14 protein-coding genes are annotated in these 18,611 nt (G+C 73.2%); 6 read left to right on the forward strand and 8 right to left on the reverse strand.

The window, feature by feature from the left end:
• Window positions 1-14 precede the first annotated feature (14 nt).
• Window positions 15-797 carry a putative protein N(5)-glutamine methyltransferase gene (locus ACIQKA_RS02970; RefSeq protein WP_402539769.1) on the reverse strand — a complete coding sequence of 261 codons (783 nt, stop codon included), beginning with the start codon at window positions 795-797 and terminating at the stop codon, window positions 15-17.
• Window positions 790-1,272, reverse strand: coding sequence for a glutathione peroxidase (locus ACIQKA_RS02975; protein WP_383155429.1), 483 nt, complete (start codon window positions 1,270-1,272; stop codon window positions 790-792). Before ACIQKA_RS02975 ends, ACIQKA_RS02970 begins: the two co-directional genes overlap by 8 nt.
• Before the next feature lie 42 nt (window positions 1,273-1,314).
• On the opposite strand from ACIQKA_RS02975, the gene ACIQKA_RS02980 reads away from it, so the two are divergent.
• Both ACIQKA_RS02980 and ACIQKA_RS02985 read left to right on the forward strand, forming a co-directional pair.
• The gene (locus tag ACIQKA_RS02980; protein WP_383155427.1) at window positions 1,315-1,575 is read left to right on the forward strand and encodes a DUF6011 domain-containing protein; all 261 of its coding nucleotides are present in this window, start codon (window positions 1,315-1,317) and stop codon (window positions 1,573-1,575) included.
• A gap of 101 nt (window positions 1,576-1,676) precedes the next feature.
• Window positions 1,677-2,747: an RNA ligase (ATP) gene (locus ACIQKA_RS02985; protein WP_402539770.1), complete on the forward strand. Its 1,071-nt coding sequence runs from the start codon at window positions 1,677-1,679 to the stop codon at window positions 2,745-2,747.
• Between the two features lie 21 nt (window positions 2,748-2,768).
• On the opposite strand, the gene ACIQKA_RS02990 is transcribed toward ACIQKA_RS02985, so the two are convergent.
• Both ACIQKA_RS02990 and ACIQKA_RS02995 read right to left on the reverse strand, forming a co-directional pair.
• Entirely contained in the window at window positions 2,769-3,632 is an 864-nt protein-coding gene (locus ACIQKA_RS02990) for an acyl-CoA thioesterase (RefSeq protein ID WP_383155422.1), read from the reverse strand.
• A 13-nt stretch (window positions 3,633-3,645) separates the two neighbouring features.
• Complete coding sequence (locus ACIQKA_RS02995; RefSeq protein WP_383442849.1) at window positions 3,646-6,159, reverse strand: DEAD/DEAH box helicase; 2,514 nt, start codon at window positions 6,157-6,159, stop codon at window positions 3,646-3,648.
• A gap of 131 nt (window positions 6,160-6,290) precedes the next feature.
• Between ACIQKA_RS02995 and ACIQKA_RS03000 the strand changes: the two genes are divergently transcribed.
• Window positions 6,291-7,082 (forward strand): metal-dependent hydrolase, encoded by a 792-nt coding sequence (locus ACIQKA_RS03000; RefSeq protein ID WP_383155418.1) that lies wholly within the window; start codon window positions 6,291-6,293, stop codon window positions 7,080-7,082.
• Between the two features lie 69 nt (window positions 7,083-7,151).
• On the opposite strand, the gene ACIQKA_RS03005 is transcribed toward ACIQKA_RS03000, so the two are convergent.
• On the reverse strand, window positions 7,152-8,933 hold the full coding sequence (locus tag ACIQKA_RS03005; protein ID WP_391093877.1) for an ABC transporter transmembrane domain-containing protein: 1,782 nt from the start codon (window positions 8,931-8,933) through the stop codon (window positions 7,152-7,154).
• Complete coding sequence (locus ACIQKA_RS03010) at window positions 8,930-10,756, reverse strand: ABC transporter transmembrane domain-containing protein (protein ID WP_402539773.1); 1,827 nt, start codon at window positions 10,754-10,756, stop codon at window positions 8,930-8,932. The genes ACIQKA_RS03005 and ACIQKA_RS03010 overlap by 4 nt, the downstream gene beginning before the upstream one ends.
• 370 nt (window positions 10,757-11,126) lie before the next feature.
• Here ACIQKA_RS03010 and ACIQKA_RS03015 point away from each other — a divergent pair, with 370 nt between their 5' ends.
• The 3 genes from ACIQKA_RS03015 (at window position 11,127) to ACIQKA_RS03025 (ending at window position 13,963) form a co-directional block, all read left to right on the forward strand.
• Window positions 11,127-11,780 carry a DUF6928 family protein gene (locus tag ACIQKA_RS03015; RefSeq protein ID WP_391093875.1) on the forward strand — a complete coding sequence of 218 codons (654 nt, stop codon included), beginning with the start codon at window positions 11,127-11,129 and terminating at the stop codon, window positions 11,778-11,780.
• A gap of 240 nt (window positions 11,781-12,020) precedes the next feature.
• On the forward strand, window positions 12,021-13,496 hold the full coding sequence (locus ACIQKA_RS03020; RefSeq protein ID WP_402539774.1) for a restriction endonuclease fold toxin-2 domain-containing protein: 1,476 nt from the start codon (window positions 12,021-12,023) through the stop codon (window positions 13,494-13,496).
• A gap of 14 nt (window positions 13,497-13,510) precedes the next feature.
• The gene (locus tag ACIQKA_RS03025; protein WP_383442863.1) at window positions 13,511-13,963 is read left to right on the forward strand and encodes a hypothetical protein; all 453 of its coding nucleotides are present in this window, start codon (window positions 13,511-13,513) and stop codon (window positions 13,961-13,963) included.
• Between the two features lie 173 nt (window positions 13,964-14,136).
• Here ACIQKA_RS03025 and ACIQKA_RS03030 read toward each other — a convergent pair whose 3' ends face one another.
• Window positions 14,137-15,522 (reverse strand): Gfo/Idh/MocA family protein, encoded by a 1,386-nt coding sequence (locus tag ACIQKA_RS03030; RefSeq protein ID WP_402539777.1) that lies wholly within the window; start codon window positions 15,520-15,522, stop codon window positions 14,137-14,139.
• 136 nt (window positions 15,523-15,658) lie between these two features.
• Window positions 15,659-18,583, reverse strand: coding sequence for an FAD-binding and (Fe-S)-binding domain-containing protein (locus ACIQKA_RS03035; RefSeq protein ID WP_390106953.1), 2,925 nt, complete (start codon window positions 18,581-18,583; stop codon window positions 15,659-15,661).
• Window positions 18,584-18,611: the final 28 nt, after the last annotated feature.

An 18,611-nucleotide genomic window follows, 5' to 3' on the forward strand; every position in this document is an offset into this window, starting at 1 on the left:
GCCGCTCGTGGTCGTCACCCCGCCCGCGCGGCGACGAGCACCGTCGCGTGCAGCTCCTCGCACGTGGCGAGCCGCGCCTCCAGGCCGTGCGCGGAGACTGCCTCCACCGCCCGGCCGGCCTGCCGCTCGCTCGTCTCCACCAGCAGGTGCCCGCCCGGCGCCAGCCACTCCGGCGCCCCGGCGGCGACCCGCCGCAGCACGTCGAGGCCGTCCGGGCCGCCGTCCAGCGCGACGAGCGGCTCGTGCTCGCGGGCCTCGGGCGGCAGCAGGCCGATGTCCCCGCTGGGCACGTACGGCACGTTGGCGACCAGGACCTCGACCCGGCCCCGCAGCTCCGGCGGCAGCGGTGCGAACAGGTCCCCCTCGTACACCCGGCCGCCGCGGGGCCCGACGTTCCGCCGGGCGCAGTCCACCGCCGCCGGCTCGACGTCCGAGGCGTGCACCTCCGCGCCCTCGACCCGGTCGAGCAGCACCGCGGCGGCCGCGCCCGAGCCGCAGCACAGGTCGACGCAGAGCGCGCCGGGCGCGGCGAGGGCCACGGCCCGCTCGACCAGGAAACCGGTCCGCCGCCGGGGTACGAACACCCCGGGCCCGACGGCGATCCGCAGCCCGGCGAACTCCGCCCAGCCCACGACGTGCTCCAGCGGGAGGCCGGAGGCCCGCCGCTCGACCATCAGATCGAGCTCGGCGGGCCCGGGAGCCGCCGCGAGCAGCATCGCGGCCTCCTCCTCGGCGAAGACGCACCCGGCGGCCCGCAGCCGCTCGACCACCCCCGCGCCGCGCGCCGGGTCAGACAAGCTGCGCCTCGATGGCCGCCACGACCTCGGGGGCGTCCGGCTCGGTGCGCGGACGGAAGCGGGTGACCCGCCCGTCCCGGCCGATCAGGAACTTCTCGAAGTTCCACTGCACGTCACCGGCCTCGCCCCCGGCGTCCGCGACCTTCACCAGCTCCGCGTAGAGCGGGTGGCGGTCCGGGCCGTTGACGTCCGTCTTCTCCAGGAGCGGGAAGGACACCCCGTACGTCGTCGAGCAGAACGTCCGAATCTCCTCCGCGCTGCCCGGCTCCTGGCCCGCGAACTGGTTGCAGGGCACGCCGAGCACGGTGAGGCCGCGCTCCCCGTACTCCTTCTGGAGCCGCTCCAGGCCCGCGTACTGCGGGGTCAGACCGCACTTGGAGGCGACGTTCACCACCAGGACCGCGCGGTCCCGGTAGTCGGCCAGCGAGACCGGCTCGCCGGTCAGGGTCTTCAGCGGGATGTCGTACAGGCTCATGGCCGCTCCTCGTGCGCACGGGGGATGGGGTTTGATCTGACCATGGGTGAAGAACCACTGGCAATCGCGATCGATTCCACCACGGAGGGGGCGCCCCGCCGGATCCGGTGCCGGCTCTGCGGCCGTCCCCTGAAGGGCGCGGACTCGCGCCGCACCGGCCTCGGCCCGACCTGCGACGCCAAACTCCACCCGCCGGGCCCGGAGATCCGCACCCGCCGCCACGAGGTGGAGCAGGACGCCCTGCCGGGCCTGGACCCGCCGGGAGACGGAGACGGAGGCGGGGGCGGAGACGGGGGCGCGTGACGCTACCAGCCGTGAAAACCGGTGGGCCAGCGGTTTCCCGGCCCGGCAGGGTGGCCGCGATGAGAACGGCACCCGAGCCACCGGAACCGGAGTCCTGAACCGTGTCGACCCTGCGCGTCACCGCCGAAGTCCTGACCGTCCACCCGCATCCCGACGCCGACGCCCTGGAACTGGCCCAGGTGGGCCTCTACCGGGCCGTCGTCGCCAAGGGCGCCTACACGACCGGCGACGCCGCCGTCTACATCCCCGAGCAGGCGGTGCTGCCCGCCGCGCTCATCGAGGAACTGGGACTGACCGGGCGCCTCGCCGGGGGCGACGCGAACCGGGTCAAGGCGGTGCGGCTGCGCGGGGAGCTGTCCCAGGGGCTCGTCTGCCGGCCCGCCGCCCTCGCCGGCACCGACCTCGTACGGGCCGCCGCCGAGGGCACCGACTTCGCGGAGCGGCTCGACATCGTCAAGTGGGTGCCGCCGATACCGACGCACATGAGCGGGGACGTGGAGAGCGCCCCCGGCCTGCTGCCCTGGGTCGACGTCGAGAACCTCCAGCGCCACCCGGACGTCTTCGAACCCGGCGAGCCCGTCGTCCTCACGGAGAAGCTCCACGGCACGGCCTGCCTGCTGACGTACGGGGCGGAGGACGGGCGCGTCCAGGTCTCCTCCAAGGGCTTCGGCGCCAAGGGCCTCGCGCTCAGGGAGGACCCGCGCAACCTGTACTGGCGCGCCGTCCACGGCCACGGCCTGGCCGCCGTCGCCGAGCGCCTGGCGAAACGCCTCGGCGCCCGCCGCGTCGGCCTCTTCGGCGAGGTGTACGGCTCCGGGGTCCAGGACCTGGCGTACGGCACCGACGCCCGGAGCGGGGCCGTCGGGTACGCGCTGTTCGACGTGTCCGCCGAGATCGACGGACAGGTCCGCTGGCTGGACCCGGCCGAGGTCCTGGAGCCCGGCGAGGTCCCGCTCGTCCCGCGCCTGTACTCCGGCCCGTACGACCTGGACACCGTCCTCGCCCACGCGAGCGGCCGGGAGACCGTCTCCGGCCGGGAGGCGCACCTGCGGGAGGGCGTCGTCGTGCGGCCCGCGACCGAGCGGTACAGCCCGGTCCTGGGCGGCCGGGCCATCGCCAAGGCGGTCAGCCCGGCCTACCTCACCCGCAAGGGCGGCACCGAGTTCGAGTGAGCCCCCGGCCCCCCGGGGCCGTCACAGCTTGCGGAACAGGCCCTCCTGGACCACCGACACCAGGAGCCTGCCCTCGCGGTCGTAGATCCGGCCCCGCGCGAGCCCCCGGCCGCCCGTGGCGATCGGGGACTCCTGGTCGTACAGGAACCACTCGTCGGCCCGGAACGGCCGGTGGAACCACATCGCGTGGTCGAGCGACGCCATGTCGAAGCCGCGCGGGCCCCAGAGGGGCTCGATCGGGATCCGGACCGCGTCGAGGAGGGTCATGTCCGAGGCGTACGTCAGGGCGCAGGTGTGGACCAGCGGGTCGTCGCCCAGCGGCCCCACGGCCCGCATCCACACCGCGCTGCGCGGATCGGCCCCCTCGACCTCCTCCCTCGTCCACCGCAGCCGGTCCACGTACCGGATGTCGAAGGGCTGCCGGCGGGCCATCCGCTCCAGGGCCTCCGGCAGCTCACCGAGGTGGTCGCGGATCTCGTCCACCAGCCTCGGCAGGCCCTCCGGGTCCGTCAGGTGCCGGGGCGGCAGCTGGTGCTCGAACCCGGCCTCCTCCGGCCGGTGGAAGGAGGCCGTCAGATTGAAGATCGTCCGCCCCTCCTGCACCGCCGTCACCCGGCGGGTCGTGAACGAGCGCCCGTCGCGCACCCGCTCCACCTGGTACACGATCGGCACCCCGGGACGGCCCGGCCGCAGGAAGTAGGCGTGCAGCGAGTGCACCGGCCGGTCGTCCTCCACGGTCCGGCCGGCCGCCACCAGGGCCTGCCCTGCCACCTGCCCGCCGAAGACCCGCTGGAGCGACTCCTGCGGGCTGCGGCCCCGGAAGATGTCGACCTCGATCCGCTCCAGGTCGAGCAGGTCCACCAGTCTCTCGGCGGGATTGGTCACCACGGAACTCCTCCTACAGCTGTCCGACGGACGTCACGCGGACGACCGCGCGCCCCTCCTCGTCGGAGGCCGCGAGATCCACCTCCGCACTGATGCCCCAGTCATGGTCGCCGTTGGGGTCGGCGAAGGTCTGGCGGACCCGCCACAGCCCGTGGGCGGCGTCCTCCTCGATGTTCAGCAGCTTCGGGCCGCGCGCGTCCGGGCCCGTGCCGAGATCGTCGTACTCGTCCCAGTACGCGTCCATCGCCCCGCCCCACGCGTCCGCGTCCCAGCCGGACTCCGCGTCCAGCTCGCCGAGCGCGTCCACGTTGTCCAGGGCGGCCAGCTCCACCCGGCGGAACAGGGCGTTGCGCACCAGGACCCGGAAGGCGCGGGCGTTGGCCGTGACCGGCTTGACCTGGTCGGCCTTCTCCTGGGCCTCCTCGGCCGTCTGGACCTCCGGGTTCGCCAGCTGCTCCCACTCGTCGAGGAGCGAGGAGTCCACCTGGCGCACCATCTCGCCCAGCCAGGCGATCAGGTCCTCCAGGTCCTCGGTCTTCAGGTCGTCCGGGATGGTGTGGTCCAGCGCCTTGTACGCGCTCGCCAGGTAGCGCAGGACGATGCCCTCGGTCCGCGCCAGCTCGTACCAGGAGGTGAACTCGGTGAAGGTCAGGGCCCGTTCGTACATGTCGCGGACGACCGACTTCGGCGACACCGGGTGGTCGCCCACCCACGGGTGCGAGGTCCGGTAGACGCCGTACGCGTGCCAGAGCAGCTCCTCCAGCGGCTTCGGGTACGAGATCTCCTGGAGCCGCTCCATCCGCTCCTCGTACTCGACGCCGTCCGCCTTCATCCTCCCGACCGCCTCGCCGCGCGCCTTGTTCTGCATGGCGGCGAGGATCTGGCGCGGGTCGTCGAGCGTCGACTCCACGACGGACACCATGTCCAGCGCGTACGAGGGGGATTCGGGGTCGAGCAGGTCGAACGCGGCGAGCGCGAACGTCGACAGCGGCTGGTTGAGCGCGAAGTCCTGCTGGAGGTCGACCGTCAGACGGATCGTCCGCCCCTCGGCGTCCGGCTCGTCGAGCTGCTCCACCACGCCGCCGTCGAGCAGCGAGCGGTAGATCGCGATGGCCCGGCGGATGTGCCGCAGCTGCGCCTTGCGCGGCTCGTGGTTGTCCTCCAAGAGCTTGCGCATCGCCTCGAAGGCGTTGCCCGGCCGGGCGATCACCGAGAGCAGCATGATGTTGGTGACCTTGAAGCGCGAGGTCAGCGGCTCCGGCTCGGCCGCGATCAGCTTCTCAAAGGTCGTGTCGCTCCAGGCGACGAAGCCCTCCGGGGCCTTCTTGCGGACCACCTTGCGGCGCTTCTTCGGGTCGTCGCCCGCCTTCGCGAGCGCCTTCTCGTTCTCGATGACGTGCTCGGGGGCCTGTGCCACGACCAGACCGGCCGTGTCGAAGCCCGCCCGGCCCGCCCGGCCCGCGATCTGGTGGAACTCACGGGCGCGCAGCGTCCGCACCCGGTTGCCGTCGTACTTGGTGAGGGCCGTGAAGAGCACCGTGCGGATCGGCACGTTCACGCCCACGCCGAGCGTGTCCGTCCCGCAGATCACCTTCAGCAGACCGGCCTGCGCCAGCTTCTCCACCAGGCGCCGGTACTTCGGCAGCATGCCGGCGTGGTGCACGCCGATGCCGTGGCGCACGAACCGCGAGAGGTTCTGGCCGAACTTGGTGGTGAAGCGGAAGTTGCCGATCAACTCGGCGATCCTGTCCTTCTCCTCGCGCGTGCACATGTTGATGCTCATCAGCGACTGCGCGCGCTCGACCGCCTGCGCCTGCGTGAAGTGCACGATGTAGACGGGCGCCTGCCTGGTCTCCAGGAGCTCCGTCAGGGTGTCCGTGATGGGGGTGAGCCGGTACTCGTACGAGAGCGGCACCGGCCGGGTCGCCGAGCGGACCACCGAGGTCGGCCGGCCCGTGCGCCGGGTCAGGTCCTTCTCGAACATCGACACGTCGCCGAGCGTCGCCGACATCAGCACGAACTGCGCCTGGGGGAGTTCGAGCAGCGGGATCTGCCAGGCCCAGCCGCGGTCCTGCTCGGCGTAGAAGTGGAACTCGTCCATGACGACCTGGCCGATGTCGGCGTACGTGCCGTCCCGCAGCGCGATCGAGGCCAGGACCTCCGCGGTGCAGCAGATCACCGGCGCGTCCGCGTTCACGGAGGCGTCGCCGGTCAGCATGCCGACGTTCTCGGTGCCGAAGAGCTTGCACAGGTCGAAGAACTTCTCCGACACCAGCGCCTTGATCGGCGCGGTGTAGAAGGTCACCTGGTCGTTCGCGAGCGCGGTGAAGTGCGCCCCCGCCGCGACCAGCGACTTTCCCGATCCGGTCGGGGTGGACAGAATGACGTTCGCCCCGGAGACGACCTCGATCAGCGCCTCTTCCTGGGCCGGGTAGAGCGTGATGCCCCGATCCTCGGCCCAGGAGGAGAAGGCCTCGAAGAGGGCGTCGGGGTCGGCGGTCGGCGGGAGCTGGTCGATAAGGGTCACGCCCCCATCTTGCCTGGATTCCGTCCGGAGGAGGGAACCGGCCACCGGCGGTGTTGATCACGAGCGGTAGGCTCGTCCGTCGACCGGACGCCAACCGAGCGCCGGCAGGGGAGAAACGGGGCGGGCCAACCATGATGGGACCGGCGCACTCGCTGTCCGGAGCGGCGGCCTGGCTGGGGGTCGGGGCCCTCGCGGCGGCCTACGACCGCCCGATGCCCTGGCCGGTGCTCGTCGTCGGCGCGCTCATCTGCGCGGGCGCTGCCCTCGCGCCCGACCTCGACCACAAGTCCGCGACCATATCGCGCTCCTTCGGACCCCTCTCCAAGATCCTCTGCGGGATCATCGACAAGCTGTCGTACGCCGTCTACCAGGCCACCCGCTCCAAGGCCGACCCCCGGCGGACCGGAGGGCACCGGACCCTCACCCACACCTGGCTCTGGGCCGCCCTGATGGGCGTCGGGGCCTCCGCGGCGGCGGTCGGCGGCGGCCGGTGGGCGGTCCTCGCCCTCCTCTTCGTCCACGTCGTCCTGGCCGTGGAAGGCCTCCTGTGGAAGGCCGCCCGCGCCTCCAGCGACGTCCTGGTCTGGCTGCTCGGCGCGGCCGGCGCCTGGATCATGGCGGACATCCTCGAAGACCCCGGCAACGGCGCCGACTGGTTCTTCACCGGCCCCGGCCAGGAGTACCTGTGGCTCGGCCTGCCGATCGTCCTCGGCGCCCTCGTCCACGACATCGGCGACGCCCTGACGGTCTCGGGCTGCCCGGTCCTCTGGCCCATACCCGTCGGCCGCAAGTTCTGGTACCCGGTCGGCCCGCCCAAGTTCATGCGGTTCCGGGCCGGCAGCTGGGTCGAGCTGAAGGTCCTCACCCCCGCCTTCATGCTCCTGGGCGGCGTCGGCGCGGTCTTCGCGCTCGGCCTGCTGTAGCCCGTGGCGCACGCGCGAGGGCCCGCACCGGATCCCCGGTGCGGGCCCTCTCCCGTGCGTACGGCCCGGTCACCCGTGCCAGGACCGCCACAGCGCCGCGTACGCCCCGTCCGCCGCGACCAGCTCCTCGTGGCTGCCCAGCTCGCTGATCCGGCCGGACTCGACCACCGCGATCAGGTCGGCGTCGTGCGCGGTGTGCAGCCGGTGCGCGATCGCCACGACCGTGCGCCCGTCGAGGACCCGGCCGAGGGACCGCTCCAGGTGGCGGGCGGCCCGGGGGTCGAGCAGGGAGGTCGCCTCGTCCAGGACGAGGGTGTGCGGGTCCGCCAGGACGAGCCGGGCCAGGGCGATCTGCTGGGCCTGCGCCGGGGTCGGTGCCCGGCCGCCCGAGCCGACCTCGGTGTCCAGGCCCTCGTCGAGGCCGCGGGCCCAGTCCTCCGCGTCCACGGCCGCGAGCGCCGCCCACAGCTCGGCGTCGTCGGCCCCGGCCCGGGCGAGCAGCAGGTTGTCCCGGAGGGAGCCCACGAAGACGTGGTGCTCCTGGTTGACCAGGGCCACGTGCTCGCGGACCCGCTCGGCGGGCATCCGCGCCAGCTCGGCCGCGCCGAGGGTGACCGACCCGGTCCGCGGGGCGTAGACGCCCGCGAGCAGCCGCCCGAGGGTGGACTTGCCCGCGCCGGACGGGCCGACCAGGGCGATCCGGGTGCCCGGCGCCACCTTCAGGGACACCTCGTGCAGCACGTCGACGCCCTCCCGGTAGCCGAACCGCACCCCGTCCGCCCGCACCGTCCGGCCCTCGGGCCGCACCTTCTCGTCGCCCGCCTCCGGCTCGATGTCCCGGACGCCGACGAGCCGGGCCAGGGAGACCTGCGCGACCTGGAGCTCGTCGTACCAGCGCAGGACGATCCCGATCGGTTCCACCAGCATCTGCGCGAGCAGCGCGCCCGTGGTCAGCTGCCCCACGTCCATCCAGCCCCGCAGCACGAACGTCCCGCCGAGCAGCAGCACGACGCCCAGCACCAGCACGTGGGTGAGGCCGACGACGGGGAAGAGCACCGAGCGCAGGAAGAGCGTGTACCTCTCCCATCCGACCCACTCCGAGATCCGGCGGTCCGACAGGGCGATCCGGCGCCCGCCGAGGCGGTGCGCCTCGACCGTGCGGCCCGCGTCGACGGTCTCCGCGAGCGCGGCGGCCACCGCCGCGTACCCCGCGGCCTCCGAGCGGTACGCCGAGGGCGCCCGCCGGAAGTACCAGCGGCAGCCCACGACGAGGAGCGGCGCCGCCAGGAGCGGGGCGAGCGCGAGCGGCGGGGCCGTCACCACCAGGCCGCCGAGCAGCAGCCCCGCCCACACCACGCCGATGGCGAGCTGGGGCACGGCCTCGCGCATGGCGTTGGCGAGCCGGTCGACGTCCGTGGTGATCCGCGAGAGCAGGTCCCCGGTCCCGGCCCGTTCGAGCACGCCCGGCGGCAGGCCCACCGACCGGACCAGGAAGTCCTCGCGCAGGTCCGCGAGCATCTCCTCGCCCAGCATCGCCCCGCGCAGCCGGACGAGCCGCACGAACACGGCCTGGACGAGCAGCGCGCCCGCGAACAGCGCGACCGTCCGCTCCAGGTGCAGGTCGCGGGCCCCGGCCGCCAGGCCGTCCACCACCGAGCCCAGCAGGTACGGGCCGACCATCGAGGCGATGACGGCGACCGCGTTCACCCCGACGAGCAGGGCGAACGCCCGGCGGTGACGGCGGAGCAGCGCGCGCACGTAGGTGCGGACGGTCGCCGCCGCGGCGACGGGCAGCGTCGTCGCCGTCGTCGGGGCCCCCGGGTCGTACTCCGGCGGAGCCAGGCCGATCATGCCGATTCCCCTTCCAGTGCTTCGAGTGCGACCGTCCCCGGTTCGCGCACGGCGCCCACCGCGAGCTCGCCGTCCGTCTCGCGGGTGACGACCGCGCGGTAGCGGGGCTCCCGGGCGAGCAGTTCGCGGTGGGTGCCGACGGCGACCGCCTGGCCCCCGTGGACCAGGACCACCCGGTCGGCGCGGTCCAGGAGCAGCGGCGAGGAGGCGAGGACGACGGTGGTCGCGCCCGCGCGCAGCCCGGCGATCCCGGCGGCCACCCGCGCCTCGGTGTGCGCGTCGACCGCCGAGGTCGGCTCGTCCAGGACGAGCACCTCCGGGTCGGCCACCAGGGACCGGGCGAGCGCGAGGCGCTGGCGCTGGCCGCCGGAGAGCGACCGGCCGCGCTCGGTGATCCGGGTGCGCATCGGGTCGCCGCCGGTGTACACGGAGGCCTGGGCCAGCGCGTCGAGGACGTCCTCGCAGCGGGCGGCGGCCAGCGCGTCCTCGGCCCGCACCGCGCCCGAGGCGGGCACGTCGAGCAGTTCGCGCAGGGTGCCGGAGAGCAGCACCGGGTCCTTGTCCTGCACGAGGACGGCGGTACGGGCGGTCTCCAGCGGCAGTTCGTCGAGCGGGACCCCGCCGAGCAGCACCGAGGCGTGGGCCAGCCCCCCGGCCGGCTGTTCGGCCGGGTGGCCGCCGAGCCGGTCCGCGAGCCGTCCGGCCGCGTCCGGGTCGCCGCAGACGACGGCGGTGAACAGCCCGGCCGGGGCGCGCACCCCGGTCAGCGGGTCGTACAGGTCGCCGGTCGCCCGGCGCTCCCCGTCCCCGGCCGCCGTGGTGGTCGACGTGCGGGTCAGCGCGAGGACCCTGGCGGCCCGCTTCGCGGAGGGCCGGGAGAAGGAGTAGGCCATCGCGATCTCCTCGAAGGTGCGCAGCGGATGGTGGGCGAGTGCCACGGCGCCGTAGACGGTGACCAGTTCGCCGACCGTGATCCGTCCGTCGAGCGCGAGCCGGGCGCCGTGCACCACCACCGCGATGAGCAGCAGACCGGGCAGCACGACCTGGACCGCGGAGATCAGGGCCCACATGCGCGCGCTGTGCACGGCCGCCCGGCGGACCTCCTGGGAGGCGGCGCGGTAGCGGCCCAGGAACAGCTCCTCGCCGCCGATGCCGCGCAGGACGCGCAGCCCGGCGACGGTGTCGGAGGCCAGCTCCGTGGCCCGGCCCGCCTTCTCGCGCTGGGCGTCCGCCCGGCGGGTCGCGCGGGGGAGCAGCGGCAGCACGGCCAGGGCGAGGACGGGGACGCCGACGGCCACCACGACGCCCAGGGCGGGCTGGTGGAGGAGGAGGCCCGCGCAGATGGCCACGAGCACGGCGGCGCTCGCCGCGAACCGCGACAGGGCCTCGACGAACCAGCCGATCTTCTCGACGTCGCCGGTGGAGACGGCGACGACCTCGCCGGCGGCGACCCGCCGGGTCAGGACGGAGCCCAGCTCGGCGGTCTTGCGGGCGAGGAGCTGCTGCACCCGGGCGGCGGCGGTGATCCAGTTGGTGACGGCGGTGCGGTGCAGCATCACGTCGCCCGTCGCGATCGCGACCCCCAGGGCGAGGAGCAGCACCCCGGCGAGCGCGAGCCGTCCGCCGTCGCGGTCCACGACCGCCTGGACGGCGAGGCCGATGACGAACGGCAGGCCGGCGATGCCCAGGTAGTGCAGCAGCCCCCAGAGCAGGGACTTCACCTGCCCACCGAGCTGTCGGAGACCGAGCCAGACGAGGAACCGCGTGCCCGAACGCACATCGGGGACCCCTGGATCGGCGTAGGGAAGATCTCGAATCTGCATGGCGTCCCAGGGGCTCCGGGTAGGGCGGGGGAGACGCGCGTCGGGGGTGCGACGGCGCCGGAAACCGTGCAAGGTTCGCTTTTTCCCCGGGGACCGGCAATCGATTTTCCACCTGGAGGGAACGGATCCGGCCATGGTCGTGACCGGACGGTGCCGCCACCGCACGGGACGCCGTGCCCGGACACGACCGTGCCCGGCCCCTCACTTATGGGGGGCAGGCCTGCGGCCAAGTGCTTGGAAGATACTTGGTGGGTGGAGGAGTGGGGTGGCTCTGACCTGCGCGGATGCGCCCGGTAGCCGTGTGCCGCCGAAAACTTCGGGCGTTTTCGGGACGGCTGGACTGTCAGTGGCTGGGACTAGCGTGCGGCGCATGGGAGCGAAGACGGCGCTACTGGCGTACGCGGACGGAGATGTGGCCTCGGTACTGAAGGCGGCCGGTGAGCCGACAGCAGAGGACACGGCGGTACTGATCGCCCGAGTCTTTCCGGGCTGCCGTGCGGAGCCGACGGAGGGTGAGGTCCTGGGAGAGGCGACGTACCCGGCGAACGGCCTCACGTACGCGGCGAGTTTCCAGGGCGTGGACGTGGTCTGCGACCGGCGTCTGATGCTCGACCGCCCGTCTGAGCTGCCGACGCACCTCCTGGAAGCGGCCGCGGGACGCCGCGTGATCCTGCACGCGATGCACAGCGTCTCGGACTGGCTCGCCTTCGCGGTCTGGGAAGACGGCCATCTGGTCCGCTCGCTGAGCCTCTCCCCGGACGGCGGCATCGCGGAGAACATCGGCGACCCCTTCCCCTTCGAGACGCCGTACTGGGCGGGTGACCGTCCCGCGGAGTTCGACCCGGAGTGGGACGAGGAGCCCTACGCCCTGCCCTTCCACCCCCTGGAACTGGGCAATGAAGCCCTGCGCGCCTTCTTCGGCTTCCTCCTGGAAGGCCGGCTCTTGCCCGAGGACGTCGACCCGGACGAGGTCCCACTGCTCGGTTTCCGCCTCTTCGCCGACAGCAATGAGCCGAGCGGCTGACACTGCCCAGACGATGGCATCCGCCTGAGATAGATTGACGGTTCACGTCTGCAAGGGGGTGCGACGGTGACCGGTCTTGCTCCGGACGTCAAGTTCATCGCGGAGGGAATGATCCGCGGGTCCATGGGGCTTCTCGACACGATGCGGGGAGCACGTGACACGGCCATTGCCGTCGGCCACGAACTGGCGCGGCAACACGGGATGGCAGGGGACGACGAAGCCGGGCGAGCCTTTGCCAAGGTGTACGTCTCGGCAGCCTCCGCGACGCTCGACAAGATGGGCTTCAGCTCGTACGTCCTTGGTGAGACGAGCAAGGGCCTGATGCGTAACGCCCGCGAGTTCATGGCCGAGGAAAGCCGTCTGGTCTCCGCCTTCCTGGGCCGGCAGGTCGACCTCACCGCAGGGATGGGCGACCCCGGCGCAGACTGCACCGAGAACTACCTCGGGCTGGGCCAGGAGCTCCCCGAAGTGGTGGGGGAGACCGCCCGGTACGAGCAGTACGCCCCCAGCGGCGGCAGCGACCGCTTCCGTGGCTCGCCGGAGAAGATCCGGGACGTCGCTGGCTCCTGGCGTCACGCCGGAGCGCTCATGCAGCGCTTCCTGGAAGACGCGCAGACGTACGCCCTCACCGCGAGCAAGGCACACTCCGGCGAGGCCGCCGACGCTTTCCAGACGTACGTCAAGTACAGCGTCGGCCTCACCTGTCCGCCGGTGAAGGCGGAGGAGGGCGAGCCGCTGGTGACGAACCTCGTCGCCGCCTGCACGCAGATAGCCAAGGCGTGCGACCGGTACGCCGAGCACGTGGAGGCCGCCAAGGGAAAGATCGCCGAGCGCAAGATGGACCTCTTCGCGGTCGACATGCCCTGGGACCAGCCGATGTTCGGGGGCAACGGATACGACGGCGGACTGCTCGATGCCGTGCTCGGGGACTCCTGGATCCGGGACCTCGGCTCCGTGGGCCACGCACTGGACTCGTCCGCCGCACGTATCAAGCTCCCCGCAGCCGATCCGCCGGCGGCGCCCGCCGTCCCGGGACTCCCGTTCCTGCCGCCGCTCATCCCCGCGCCGGTGCCCGCACCTGTTCCGGTCGTCCTCGCGTCGTACACCGGGCAGGTGCCGGCCCTGGCTCCGATGATCAACCCCGTCGACCCGGGCATCTCCTTCGCCGACCCGATTCCGCCGGTCCCTGGGACGACCCGTCTGCTCACCGTGGCAGAGCAGCAGCAGTTCCGCTCGTGGGTGAGTACCCTCCGGCCCGGCGGCCTGGCCGGCGGCGGCGGCCCTGCGGCCCCGGACAACGCCTACCAGCTCCGCGTGGCCGGCTACCCCGAGCGGGAAGTGCCGTTGCTCGGGAGCAAGCGCGGACTGATGGTGGACGGCATACGCCCCCTCGACGGCCATCTCGTCGAGGCGAAGCACGTTCGGGACCCGGACTGCACGAAGAAGAGCTTCCGCACCCTCGACCGGGTCGAGGAGACACTGGCGAAGCCCGTGAAGATCAACAACCAGGGGAAGATCGCGTGGGACCCCGTCGTCGACTCCATGTACGCGGGTGACGAGAAGGAACTCGTCCGATACAAGCAGGCCATGGCCAACCCGGCGAACAACGAGATCCGGGGCTTGGAGATCGTGACGAACGGGCGGGACAACGCCGTCTACTGGCAGTCCATGATGGCGATGACGGGCACGCCCGGCTCGACGCGGTACGTCCCCTGAGAACGAGGAAGACCATGGCCACGGAACGAAACATCCGGACGAACTTCGCCTTCTACCCTCCCGAGGGGAACGGCGGAGCCTGGCACGCCACGCTGCTCTCCCTGGAGCGGGCCCTGCGCGAGGCGTTCCCCGACCCCACCATCGGGCACCGGAGGTCCGGCGTCCACGAGATGACCGTGCTGGACTTCGAGATCGAGCTGGCACCGGACGTGTGGGTGGACGGCACCGCGGCCATCACCGAGCCCGACTACGCCTACATCACCCTCACCGACGTGACGGCGGACGAAGCCGGCGCCTTCGCCGTCTGGCTGCGCGACTCCTTCGCTCCGGCGCCCGACCTCGTGCGCTTCGCCAGCAGCCTCGCCATGGCGAACGGCGAGGACACCCCCGCACCGCTGCCGGTCGAAGGGGGCCGCGAAGACATCGGTGACCTGCTGCGCCGGCACCTCGACGCATTCGACCACTGAGCTTTCCCCACCTCGGGTCGAGGCGTGGTGAAGGACGAGAACGGCCTTCACCACGCCGGTGATCCGATCGGCCGACGGCAGGGCTGCTGCGGATGAGGCCGCGGGCGGCGAGGGCCTCAGAAGGTACCCGCTCCACCGGGCCCCCGCTCACCGGAGCCGGGCACGGAAACCCCTCAGCCCGGTCTCACCGAGTCCACTCCCGACCGTGCCCGCTGCCACTCCCCCCGGGTGAAGTCCGGGATCTCCTGCGGTGCCCCGCCCGCCCTGATCGAGGCGTGGCTCAGCGGTAGCGGAGCCGTCCAGACGGCGGCGTCGTACACGTCGAAGTCCGGGACGAGTCCTTTCTGGAGGCACTGGACCAGGCGGTACACCATGAGGTAGTCCATGCCGCCGTGCGCGCCCGGCGGGTTGGCGTGCTCCTTCCACAGCCAGTGGTCGAACGCGGCGGCGTAGGCCGAGAAGTCGCCCCACTGGTCGTCCCGGTGGTCCGGCTCCAGGTAGATCCGGGGCGGGTAGTCCTCGAAGACGCCCCGGGTGCCGCCCAGGCTGTTGACCCTGCTGTACGGGTGCGGGGTGGAGACGTCGTGTTCGAGGCGGATCACCCGCCCCCTGGCCGTCCGGACGAGGCTGATCGTCCGGTCGCTCCCGACGTACGTCTCCTTCCAGCTCGGGTCGCCGGACGGCACGTGCTCCCGCCGGTACTCGGCGAGGCCGAGCGCCGGGGTGCCGAGGCTGCTGATGCTCACCGCCCGGTCGCCCCGGTTGACGTCCATGTAGTTCGCGACCGGACCGAAGCCGTGGTTGGGGTAGAGGTCGCCGCGCAGCCGGGTGTGCCACAGCCGGCGCCAGGGCCCCTCGTAGTACGTCGGCGAGAACAGCAGGGCGCGCAGGTCGTGGTTGTACGCCCCCGCCCCGTGCAGCAGTTCGCCGAACTTCCCCGCGTGCGCCATCCGCAGCACCCGCATCTCGTTCCGGCCGTAGCAGCAGTTCTCCAGCTGCATGCAGTGCCGGCGGGTCCGTTCCGAGAGGTCGACCAGCTCCCACAGCTCGTCCATCTCCATGGCGACCGGGCACTCCACGCCGACGTGCTTGCCGTTCAGCATCGCGGCCCGGGCGATCGCGAAGTGGCTCTCCCAGGGGGTGGCCACGTACACGAGGTCGAGGTCCGTGCGGGCGCAGAGGTTCTCGTAGTCCTCCTCGCCGTTGGCGTACAGGGCGGGGGCGGGCCGGCCGGCGGCGACGACCTGCGCGGCGGCCCGCTCGGCCTTCGCGCGCACCGGGTCGCAGACGGCGACGACCCGCACCCAGGGGTGGGCGAGGAAGTGTCCGATCATGGCGGCGCCCCGGTTGCCGAAGCCCACGATCCCCACCCGGACCGCGGAGCGGGCCTCGAAGGGGACACCGGCCATGGTGGCGCCCCGGCGTGCCGGTGCGGCGGCGGGGGCCGCGTGGGCCGCCCCGGTGCCGACGGCGGCGAGACCGAGCCCCGCTCCGGCCGCTCCGGCGGTGGTCCTGAGGACCTCGCGGCGGCTCGGGGCGTGCGGCGTCTGCTCGTTCACGGAACCTCCCGGAGCCGGAGTCGGACAGTCGGACTGTACGTTCCGGCTCCGGCCCGGTGCCGTACCGCCCGTCGCGCCTCACCCGAACGTACGAAGGTCTCCACCGCCCGGCACCCCCGGGGGTGCCGGCGGGCGGTCAGGGGCGCGTGGCGCGTTCCAGGGCGATCAGCACCGACTCGTAGGTCCGGCCCGTCGCCCGGTCCATCCCGATCTCGCACGTCCGGTTGGCCGAGAGGTGCGCGTCGAACGGCCGGGCCGTGACCTCGGCCGCCTCCCGGGCCGTCGCCGACGCCGTCAGCTCCGGATGCAGCATGCCCCGGTCGCCGGCGAAGGCGCAGCAGCCCGCGTCGGCGGGCACGACGACCTCGTCCGCGCAGGCTCCGGCCAGCTCGGTCAGCCGGTCCTCGTCGCCCAGGTGCCGCATCGAGCACGTGGGGTGGACCACGGCGGAGCCGACCCGGCGGCGCACGTCGAGCCGGGGGAGCAGCTCGTCCGCCGCCCAGACGAGGGAGTCCACCACGGTCAGTCCGGCGTGCAGCTCCCGGTTGTCCTCCGTCAGGTACGGCACCACCTCGTGCGCGATGCCGAGCGTGCACGAGGAGGCGTCCACCACGAGCGGCAGCCTCCCGCCCGCCGTCCATCCCCAGGCCGCCTCGACGATCCGGTTCGCCATCACCTCGTTGCCCCGCTCGTACCCCTTGGAGTGCCAGATCGTCGCGCAGCAGGTGCCGGCCGCGTCGTCCGGGATCCACACCGGTCGTCCGGCCCGCGCCGACACGGCGACGACGGCTTCGGGGAGCGAGGGCCCGGGGTCGCCGTCCGGACCGCCGAAGATCCGGTTCACACAGGCCGGGTAGTAGACGGCGACCGCCGCCGGGCGGTGGGTGCGGGGCAGCCGGCGCGGTGCCGCGCCGGGGATCTCCGGCAGCCACTCCGGTACGAGGTCGGGGCGGACCGCCCTGCGGACGAGGCCGGTCACCGACTCCGCGACCCGGTCGCCGATCCGGTCGGCGGCGGCCACCGCGAGCCGCGCCGAGGCCTCCACGGCCCGGAAGTTCCGCGCGGTCAGGGCGGCGATCCGCTCCTCGCCCGGCGAGTGCCGCTCGTGCCGGAACTCCTTCATCAGGGCGCCCGTGTCGATGCCGACCGGGCAGGCGAGCGCGCACGTGGAGTCGCCGGCGCAGGTGTCGACGGCGTCGTAGCCGTACTCCTCCAGGAGCCGGGCCTCGACCGGCGAGCCGTCGTCCTGCCGCAGCATCTCCCGGCGCAGCACGATCCGCTGGCGCGGAGTGGTCGTCAGGTCGTGGCTGGGGCAGGTCGGTTCGCAGAAGCCGCACTCGATGCAGGGGTCGGCGATCCGCTCCACGGTCGGGATCGTCTTCAGGCCGCGCAGGTGGGCCTGCGGGTCGCGGTCCAGGACGACCCTCGGGGCCAGCACCCCGGCCGGGTCGAAGGCCTCCTTGATCCGCCACATCAGCTCGGTCGCCCGTGTCCCCCATTCCAGCTCCAGGAAGGGCGCGATGTTGCGGCCGGTGGCGTGCTCGGCCTTCAGGGAGCCGTCGAAGCGCTCCACGGTCAGCTTGCAGAACTCGTCCATGAAGGCCGCGTACCGCTCGACGTCGGAGGGGTCGGCGGCGTCGAAGGCGAGCAGGAAGTGGAGGTTGCCGTGGGCCGCGTGACCGGCCACGGCCGCGTCGAAGCCGTGCCGCTCCTGGAGGTCGAGCAGCGCGCCGCAGGCCTCCGCGAGCCGGGCCGGCGGCACCGCGAAGTCCTCGGTGATCAGGGTCGTGCCGGAGGGGCGCGAGCCGCCGACCGCCGTCACGAACGCCCTGCGGGCCTTCCAGTAGCCGCCGATCCGCTTCGGGTCGCGGGTGAAGGCGTTCTCCACGGACGCCACCGGGGCGACGAGGCCGAGCCCGGCGAGCACCTCGTCCGCCGCCCGCTCACAGGCGTCGAGGGCCGCCGCGTCCGGGGCCCGGAACTCCACCAGGAGGGCCGTCGTCCCCTTCGGCAGCTCCGCCCAGTCGGCGGGCACGCCCGCCACGCTGACCGAGGCCCGCAGCGTGTTGCCGTCCATGAGCTCGACGGCGATGGCCCCGGCGTCGTTGAACAGCGGCACGGCCTCGGCGGCGGCCGGGAGCGAGGGGAAGAAGAGCAGGGCCGTGGAGACCTCGCGGTCCAGCGGCAGGGTGTCGAAGACGACCTCGGAGAGGAAGCCGAGGGTGCCCTGGGAGCCCACCATGAGGCCCCGCAGGATCTGGACGGGCGTGTCCCCGTCGAGGAAGGAGTCGAGCCGGTAGCCGTTGGTGTTCTTGAGGGTGTACTTGGCCCGGATGCGGGCGGTCAGCTCGGCGTCGGCCTCGATCTCGGCCTTCAGCGCGAGCAGCTCCGCGCAGAGCGCCGGCTCGGCCCGCGCCAGTTCCCCGTCGGCGTCCGGGGCGGCGGTGTCGACCACGGTGCCGCTCGGCAGGACGGCGGTGAGCGAGGCGACCGTCCGGTAGGAGTTGCGGGTCGTCCCGGCCGTCATGCCCGAGGCGTTGTTGGCGACGACCCCGCCGATCGTGCAGGCGATCGCGCTGGCGGGGTCGGGGCCGAGGACCCGCCCGTGCGGGGCGAGCGCCGCGTTGGCCCGCACGACGGTGGTGCCGGGCCGGATCCGGGCGCGGGCGCCGCCGTCCAGGACCTCGACGCCGGCCCAGTGGCGGCGCACGTCCACCAGGACGTCCTCGCCCTGGGCCTGCCCGTTGAGGCTGGTCCCGGCGGCCCGGAAGACGACCTCGCGGCCCTTGCCGTGCGCGTACGACAGGACGGCGGAGACGTCGTCGAGGTCCTCGGCGACCACGACGACCTGCGGGACGAAGCGGTAGGGGCTCGCGTCCGAGGCGTAGCGGACCAGGTCGGAGATCCTGCCGAGCACCTTCCCGGGGCCGAGGATCCCGGTCAGCTCCTCGCGCAGCCGACGCGAGGTGCCCTTGGCGTGCAGCGACGGGACCCGGTCCGGGGCCGGGGTCCGCTCCCGGCCGGGACGGAGGGCCTGCGGGTCCGGTTCCAGCAGCGGCATGTCACGGCTCCCCTTCGGCGCGATCCCG

Origin of the sequence: Streptomyces sp. NPDC092045, from assembly GCF_044756005.1 — a bacterium.
GTDB lineage: Bacteria > Actinomycetota > Actinomycetes > Streptomycetales > Streptomycetaceae > Streptomyces.

Coding starts and splice junctions, on each gene's coding strand:
- ACIQKA_RS02975 (WP_383155429.1), bottom strand. CDS start 1,272: ATGAGCCTGTACGACATCCCGCTGAAGACCCTGACCGGCGAGCCGGTC.
- ACIQKA_RS02980 (WP_383155427.1), top strand. CDS start 1,315: ATGGGTGAAGAACCACTGGCAATCGCGATCGATTCCACCACGGAGGGG.
- ACIQKA_RS03000 (WP_383155418.1), top strand. CDS start 6,291: ATGATGGGACCGGCGCACTCGCTGTCCGGAGCGGCGGCCTGGCTGGGG.
- ACIQKA_RS03005 (WP_391093877.1), bottom strand. CDS start 8,933: ATGATCGGCCTGGCTCCGCCGGAGTACGACCCGGGGGCCCCGACGACG.
- ACIQKA_RS03010 (WP_402539773.1), bottom strand. CDS start 10,756: ATGCAGATTCGAGATCTTCCCTACGCCGATCCAGGGGTCCCCGATGTG.
- ACIQKA_RS03015 (WP_391093875.1), top strand. CDS start 11,127: ATGGGAGCGAAGACGGCGCTACTGGCGTACGCGGACGGAGATGTGGCC.
- ACIQKA_RS03025 (WP_383442863.1), top strand. CDS start 13,511: ATGGCCACGGAACGAAACATCCGGACGAACTTCGCCTTCTACCCTCCC.
- ACIQKA_RS03035 (WP_390106953.1), bottom strand. CDS start 18,583: ATGCCGCTGCTGGAACCGGACCCGCAGGCCCTCCGTCCCGGCCGGGAG.